The following is a 6,297-nucleotide window of genomic DNA, read 5'->3' as shown; positions in this document are numbered from 1 at the left end:
ATATTTTGCCCCGACCATGCGCCCGCCATCGACATACGGGAAAACGATTATGTTCCCGTTCGCGTCTGGCACGACTTCGCTTTCATCGCCATTCTGCCGCCGCAGCCCGGTGAAGACTCCGAGCCTCGCCACAAGATCAAGACTTATCCCGCGTTGCTCAAACCATTTGGCCGCCGCCATGCTGAGTGGGTTCATCGTCATTATGCAATTCTCGCGAATTCACCAAAATACATCAGCGCGGCATTCTCATAGGCTGATGACGCAGCATCGATTGTGTTAAAAACACCGAGATAAATACCCTTTCCTTTGACTCTGATTTGCGCTTGCCATTTGCCAATTTGTCTATTCCAATGAACGCCCTTATACCCGCTCGTGTTGCTGGATGGAGTGCGCTTGTTTGCTAAGTTCTGCGAACGCGTCGCCTCTCGAAGATTGTTCCATCGGTTATCTGACTTATCAAGGTTTTTATGGTCTACATCTCCATTCGGCCATTCTCCAGTCACGATCAACCATGCAATGCGATGTGCGAAATAGCAGCGACGTGATATTCTGACCACTAAATATCCGTTATTATTCATACAACCAGCGACCTTACCAGCGTAACGCGCATTCCAAATCGCGCAGCTTTGTGCGGCCGTCTGAGCACCATTTTCAAACATTTCAACGGCGCGCGGTTTCCAGCGGAATTCGCCAGTTTCAGGATTGTAGTCCAAAATTCTGCGAATAAGCTCAGCATCGCCATTCTCGCGCAGCCGCACGGAGCCGATGGGAGTAAGTATCTTTTCTTTGGATTTTTTGTGCGGTCTGTTGATAAGTAGCGTCGCCATATGATGATCCTCCTCTATACCCGCAGTGGTGGCAGAAGAACTTCACACCGTCTTTGCCGATGAAGACAGATAATGGCCTATCGTGTTTGTTTTTCCGCCCTTGTGAACATTTCGGGCATAGGCATTTCTGGTTTCCGCCGCGCTGGTTGCGGAGAATGATCCCCGCCTCGGAAAGGATTTGCTCGGCCGATCTCATCCCGCCCTCGCCGCAGGTTTGGAAAGTCGGAACGCTGACGAAATCTGCGGCGGCGGAGCCGTCTGGCCTCGCTGTTGGGGGCGGTCGCGGGCCTTCACAATCGCCATGGCCCATGAGATCGGGTCGGCCTTGTTGGCTCGCTTGGCGTCTCGGATCACTCCGAGCACGAAGCCGGCATGGGCATCCCCGCCGGCGAGTTTGAGCAATTGTCCGATCGCTGATCGAAGCGCCGGCTTTCCGCGCCCAGTCGTCTCCGCAAGCCAATCGATAGTTTCGCCGAAAAGGACATCCTTCGGGTCTTCGTCGAGCGCGCTTGCTTGGATCGGCTCGGCCTGTTTCTCGACCGAAGGGAGAGAAACAGGAATAATACTCCTACCTCCTTCCTCCTTCCTCTGCCGACGATTTTCCGAACCAGTTCCGAACTCGGCCGTAATCAACTCCGAACTCTCATCGTTTGGCGGCCTGCCTACTTCCGAATGCGGGCGCCTCCCGTCTTTATCGAAACCGGCGAACACTCTAGATTCGATCGTGAACGGGTGGATATCCTTTGGCTTTTTGGGCCGCTGGTATTTTACAAAATTTCGAATGACGCCGAATGTTCTCCCTTCGATGTCGAACTTACGAACCATCCCAACGCCTTCAATCGCGTCGAGAAGATTATTAATGCTCCCGTCTGCCGCTGGCAGAATGCGCGCCTTGAGCGTCAAAGGCTTCCATTCAAACGTCCCAGAATCGTCGGCCTCAACCCATAGACCAATCATCAGAGCTATAGAAGCTGGGCTTTCGACTGTTAGCGTCATAAACGCTTCATCGGTAAACAGACCCGGATGGATGCTTCTAATTCTCGCCATCGCTTCCCCCGACACTGTGGACAGCGGGCCATTCGGAGGCGCCAACCGACGCAACAAGTGACGAATCGAGACGCGCATAACGCTCGAGGCATTCTGAGATAGACGCCTCGATTGAGTGGGCAGCGGCGATTTCTGAGATAAGCTCGCCAATAGGCCGCGGACCGAGTTCATACAGGGACATGACGAGGTGCCTAAAACGCGGGTCCATCGCCATGCCCGCCTTCTTGGCCACCACGTTCGCGGCGGCGCCGATCGGCATCCAATTGCTCGGGAGATCGCTCATATAGCCATCCCTCCCATATTGGGGGGGGGCTACTTGGCGGATAGGCGCGCTTATAGTATACAGTTTCAAAGCCGTTCCTCCTGTGCATTAGGATGTTCGGTCAGAACGCGCGGCCGTGTCCCCACACGACGCGCGTTCGCTATTTGTGCCGCGCTATTTCCTTTGGCGCAACGATTTCTCTGGCGTTGTCCACAAAACGGACTTTGATTACTTGGCCGGCCCATCCGTCTCCCCCGTCTCGCGGTTGCCATTGACTGACGCAGACGCGGAACAGGGGACGCTGGACTGTAGACGGGTAAGCTCTTCGACGATGCGCTCGAAAGCGGCTTCAGCGGTCTTTGCCTTGGCGATGTATGGCCGAGTGCCAGACCATTCTCTCGCGGCAATTTCGGTCGCGATGAACTCGGCGACGGTCTGAATGTCGGATGGCTTCATTCGCCAGCCTCCCATTTCGAGCAAGCGGCGTCGCGCGCCTTGACGTCGGTTCCGGCGCCGCCCGTCCACCGCGCGCGCATGAGATCGCATTTAAGATAGACCTTCGCCCATCTCTGCCGGCACAGATGCGCGCATGACTGGCACGTCTCACCAGAAGGCCCCGTGCCGGGCTCGGCTGCATGGCCTGTGCGCTTTTTCGGGACTTGCGCGCCGAATATCGCCTTGCGCTCCGAAGGCGTCAGAGCGCGCTCTGTTTCGACGATCGGGAGAGACGCCATCACTTCGCCTCCCTACGGTTGCGAATGGCGGCGGAGAGCGACGCGCAAACAGCACTGCTAACCGTGCCGTTCAGAAACGGCGCTTGCTCGTCGATTATCTTCGCGCACGCCTCGCGCTCCTTCTCCGCGGCAGCCGTCATCGCCACCGGGATAGACGCGATCGTCTTCGCGAGCACTTCCTCGGCGGTAGACGCGGCGGAGAGGGCAGCGTCGCGCTCTTGCGTGAGGCGGCCTACCTCGGCGCGAGAGGACTCGCGGTCAGCGAGGATGGCGGCGGAAATGGCGGCCTTTGCGCAAACTAGTGTGTCTCGACGATCGACGTAGCAAATCCCGCCAAGAGATTTCGTCATTAGCCAGTGGTCAACAATGACCAGTGCAGCCGCCTCGACAACGGCGTCGGAAATCTCGGGGTAGGAGGGGGGAGTTGCGCGGACGCGCGAAGGCGTGGTATCGCCGTGTTCAGCCATCGGGTTGGTTCCTTCAACGTGGTGGTCAGGAGCGGCGTGGCACTCGCAATGCTGCGTTCGCTCCGCCTATATTTCGCAAGCGTCGCGAACGCGCGCAAGTAAAACATGCGCTCTTTGCCCGGTTTATTTTTGGCGTAGATCATTTCGCCGCCATGCTTCGCGCACGATCCTCGTTCTGCATCGCCGAAGCGCGCGCGGCGCCGAACTGCTGGACATGATCGTGGTATTTCAGATGGTCCAAATGCTGGCAGTAAGAGCACTTGTCGAGTTCAGCGTGCTCGCCTCGGATCGCCCGCGCCGTTCGAAACTCGTATTTCCCGCACACGCATCGGACAACCCATCGGCCATTCAGTTCCGCCGATAATCCGACGACGCGGAACCTCCCGAATTGCAGGCCGATAAGATCGGGAGCGTCATGGGGCACAGGCCGCATACGCGGGGGAGCATCGAGCGTCACTCGCGAGTTGTCGAGTTTCGGCTCGTAATGGACGCCGCGCGCGCCAACGGCGACACCAGCGCCCCTATTGATTGGAGAGCTTGTCGATAGGCGGTCGAATATGTTGCTCACGCCGCAGCCCTTTCTTGAAGAGCGGAGATCGCCCATCGGCCTAGATATTCGCTGTAAGCCGGTGGGATCGCCTGTGACATTTCCGCCGTCGTCATCCAGTCGATACCCATGGCGACGCGCCCTTGTTCGATGGAGAAATCTTCGACGCCGCGATCCATCTTGCGCCGGATGTCTCGGAAGCCCTCTCCGTAAACGCCAATGGTTCGACGCTTGCGATTGCGCACATGGCCGCCGTAAACACCGAGGGTGGCGGCGCGCAAACCGTGCTGACACTCCGGCGCTAGGATGGGGAAGTTGGTTTCGAAAATTCGATGGCGCCGAAGTTCCGCGTCTTCGACGCCGAGCCCGAACATCGTCCCGCAAAGCATGATCGGATTTTCGAGCGGAGCCCCGACGACATTCTCTATGATGTAGAGTGCGCCAGACGCACGAAGCATTTTCCTGGTGGCGGGAATATGGTCTGCGTGCTCGCGCGCATTGTGCATCGTCCGCATGGCGGAGTGCGCTTGACAAGGTGGGCTTGCCCATATCAGGTCAAAGCGCGAAAGATTGAATGGCGGGCGCAATGCGTCTGCCTGGACGAACCGAAACGGGTAGCGCGGGCGCGGAACGATATCGACGCCAATCACGTCGAACCCGGCGAGATGCAATCCCATGCCGGCGCCGCCAGCCCCTGAGAATAGGTCCAATGCCAAAGGGCGCGTCATTGTGTGATCCCCGTTCCCTCAATTCGTCCCGTTAATGTGAGTTCGTAATGGTGATTCGCGCATAGAAGACGAAAATCCTCAATATGAGCGAGAACCCATTTCGCATGACGCGGATGGCGAAGCGGCTTCCCCCTTGTTGTCGGGATGTAATCAATATGCAGCCAATTGATGTTATCGACTCCACAAACGACGCATTTCCCGCCCAACGCCGCGATGATCCTTCGCCGCTGATTACGCTTTTCATCAGCGTAAGCGCTGGGATTTTTCGTAACGCGATTGCCATTGTATTTTTTCATCGCGTCTGGATGATCCGCTCTCCATAAAGCGGTTTTCTTCTCGGTTGCTTTTCGGGAGCACGACAGCGAACAATATTGACGGTTCGCATCACCGCGAGTGATGACCTTGAATACTGCCGAACAAAATCGGCACGACCGCTCTTTTGGCACCTTGCGTGCAGATCGCTGAGCACAGACTGTCGAACAGAATATTTTGTCCGACCGCCCAACAAGCGGCGTCCCACAATAAGCGCAGCAGAAAAGATCGAGCGCAAGAGGTCTCGTCACGCCGCATCCTCGCTATCGATCGAATGGGGGAGAGTGGGGGAGGCGATCAATCCCCACCTCCCATGACTTCCGCCGCGTCACGCGCTTCCCTCTGCCGCTCTCTCGCGTATTCTGTTTCTTGGAAACGCCGCAGCCGATCATCTAGCGCTTCTAGTTGAGCGAGCACGAAATCCGCCTCGCCTTTCGGAACAGCCTTGCGGTCGCGTATGCAGCGCATGACGGATTGGAGGGCTTGGCGTTGTGTGCCTGTGGTGATTTTGATGCTCATGCGTGATTTTCCTCCCACGCTGCAACGGCGACAGGGACAATCGGGCGGATCAATTCGAGCATCGCCTCGGCGTAGACCCGGATTTTAGCGTCATGCCGCATGAGATTGCGCCTCTCTAGGTTTGTCACACCCTCGTTTGTTGAGCTCGCGCAACTCCTCCCATATACCAACCTGTCTGTCGTAATCGGCGTCCGCGATTGGCTGGTTTCTGGTGCGGCGTTTCATGACGCACACTTCCTTGACAAGTGACGCCTGCCGGCGCTTCAAACGCAACAGCGGCCCGATATCATCGCAAAATTTGAACAGACCATCACCGGTAATCCCGAGATAGCCATAAGACGAATGAATGTCCGTCGCGCATGAATATGGCCGCGCCCACCCATACCCAAGGGACGAAACAATATCCTCAAGAACCCATAATTCGCGCATGACGATATGCGCGTAGCACTGGAATCGCCACTCCCTCACCGTCCTCACAGACCCTCCTTTAACGCGCCTCATTGTGAAATACCCCTCGCCGTCAAATAGCCCTGCGATGTAATCATTTGTCAGCACTTGAAGCCCTCCAAGCTGACACGGCGATTGGCGCGATTGGTTCGATCAGGCTAATAATGGCCGCCGCGTATTGACGGATTTCGTATTGCGCGTGCGCGTCGAGGCGCAGATCGAGAAAGCCGAAGAGGTTGCGGAGATCGACCTTCGCGAACATATGGCTGTAGGTGGAGAGCGGCAGGACCGTGCGGGCGAGTTCGCGCGGCCAGCCGGCGGCGAGCAGCTCGCGATAGGTCGTAAAGGCGGCCTCGAAGCCGGCGCGCAGCTTCTCCACCTCGGCGCGGCGCGCCTCGAGATCGCCG

At 57.3% G+C, this 6,297-nt stretch carries 13 protein-coding genes; 1 reads left to right on the top strand and 12 read right to left on the bottom strand.

All coding sequences use genetic code 11. From position 1 onward, the window contains the following. The 9 genes from WC683_18790 to WC683_18750 all read right to left on the bottom strand — a co-directional run. Positions 1 to 201, bottom strand: a 201-nt coding sequence (locus tag WC683_18790; GenBank protein ID MFA4974658.1) for a bifunctional DNA primase/helicase, incomplete at its 3' end; no start/stop codon positions are given. Beyond that, positions 201 to 827: an HNH endonuclease gene (locus WC683_18785; GenBank protein MFA4974657.1), complete on the bottom strand. Its 627-nt coding sequence runs from the start codon at positions 825 to 827 to the stop codon at positions 201 to 203. The genes WC683_18785 and WC683_18790, both read right to left, overlap by 1 nt. A gap of 192 nt (positions 828 to 1,019) precedes the next feature. Beyond that, positions 1,020 to 1,874: a hypothetical protein gene (locus tag WC683_18780; GenBank protein MFA4974656.1), complete on the bottom strand. Its 855-nt coding sequence runs from the start codon at positions 1,872 to 1,874 to the stop codon at positions 1,020 to 1,022. Further along, positions 1,861 to 2,157 (bottom strand): hypothetical protein, encoded by a 297-nt coding sequence (locus WC683_18775; protein ID MFA4974655.1) that lies wholly within the window; start codon positions 2,155 to 2,157, stop codon positions 1,861 to 1,863. The genes WC683_18780 and WC683_18775 overlap by 14 nt, the downstream gene beginning before the upstream one ends. Before the next feature lie 207 nt (positions 2,158 to 2,364). Further along, positions 2,365 to 2,592: a hypothetical protein gene (locus WC683_18770; GenBank protein ID MFA4974654.1), complete on the bottom strand. Its 228-nt coding sequence runs from the start codon at positions 2,590 to 2,592 to the stop codon at positions 2,365 to 2,367. Continuing rightward, on the bottom strand, positions 2,589 to 2,870 hold the full coding sequence (locus WC683_18765) for a hypothetical protein (protein MFA4974653.1): 282 nt from the start codon (positions 2,868 to 2,870) through the stop codon (positions 2,589 to 2,591). Before WC683_18765 ends, WC683_18770 begins: the two co-directional genes overlap by 4 nt. Continuing rightward, positions 2,870 to 3,337 carry a hypothetical protein gene (locus WC683_18760; protein MFA4974652.1) on the bottom strand — a complete coding sequence of 156 codons (468 nt, stop codon included), beginning with the start codon at positions 3,335 to 3,337 and terminating at the stop codon, positions 2,870 to 2,872. The genes WC683_18765 and WC683_18760 overlap by 1 nt, the downstream gene beginning before the upstream one ends. Positions 3,338 to 3,476: 139 nt before the next feature. Next, complete coding sequence (locus WC683_18755) at positions 3,477 to 3,905, bottom strand: hypothetical protein (protein MFA4974651.1); 429 nt, start codon at positions 3,903 to 3,905, stop codon at positions 3,477 to 3,479. Beyond that, positions 3,902 to 4,561, bottom strand: coding sequence for a class I SAM-dependent methyltransferase (locus WC683_18750; GenBank protein ID MFA4974650.1), 660 nt, complete (start codon positions 4,559 to 4,561; stop codon positions 3,902 to 3,904). Before WC683_18750 ends, WC683_18755 begins: the two co-directional genes overlap by 4 nt. Before the next feature lie 134 nt (positions 4,562 to 4,695). On the opposite strand from WC683_18750, the gene WC683_18745 reads away from it, so the two are divergent. After that, positions 4,696 to 4,935 (top strand): hypothetical protein, encoded by a 240-nt coding sequence (locus WC683_18745; protein ID MFA4974649.1) that lies wholly within the window; start codon positions 4,696 to 4,698, stop codon positions 4,933 to 4,935. Positions 4,936 to 5,221: 286 nt separating this feature from the next. On the opposite strand, the gene WC683_18740 is transcribed toward WC683_18745, so the two are convergent. The 3 genes from WC683_18740 to WC683_18730 all read right to left on the bottom strand — a co-directional run. Next, positions 5,222 to 5,443, bottom strand: a complete 222-nt coding sequence (locus WC683_18740) for a hypothetical protein (protein MFA4974648.1) — start codon at positions 5,441 to 5,443, stop codon at positions 5,222 to 5,224. Between the two features lie 90 nt (positions 5,444 to 5,533). Beyond that, positions 5,534 to 5,920 carry a hypothetical protein gene (locus WC683_18735; protein MFA4974647.1) on the bottom strand — a complete coding sequence of 129 codons (387 nt, stop codon included), beginning with the start codon at positions 5,918 to 5,920 and terminating at the stop codon, positions 5,534 to 5,536. Positions 5,921 to 5,984: 64 nt separating this feature from the next. Beyond that, on the bottom strand, positions 5,985 to 6,297 hold a 313-nt coding region (locus tag WC683_18730; GenBank protein ID MFA4974646.1), incomplete at its 5' end, for an FAD-dependent thymidylate synthase.

The organism is bacterium (assembly GCA_041648665.1).
In the GTDB taxonomy this organism is placed as follows: domain Bacteria; phylum UBA10199; class UBA10199; order 2-02-FULL-44-16; family JAAZCA01; genus JAFGMW01.
Note: the sequence above shows the minus strand (reverse complement) of the source record. Positions and strands in the feature narration are given on the sequence as shown.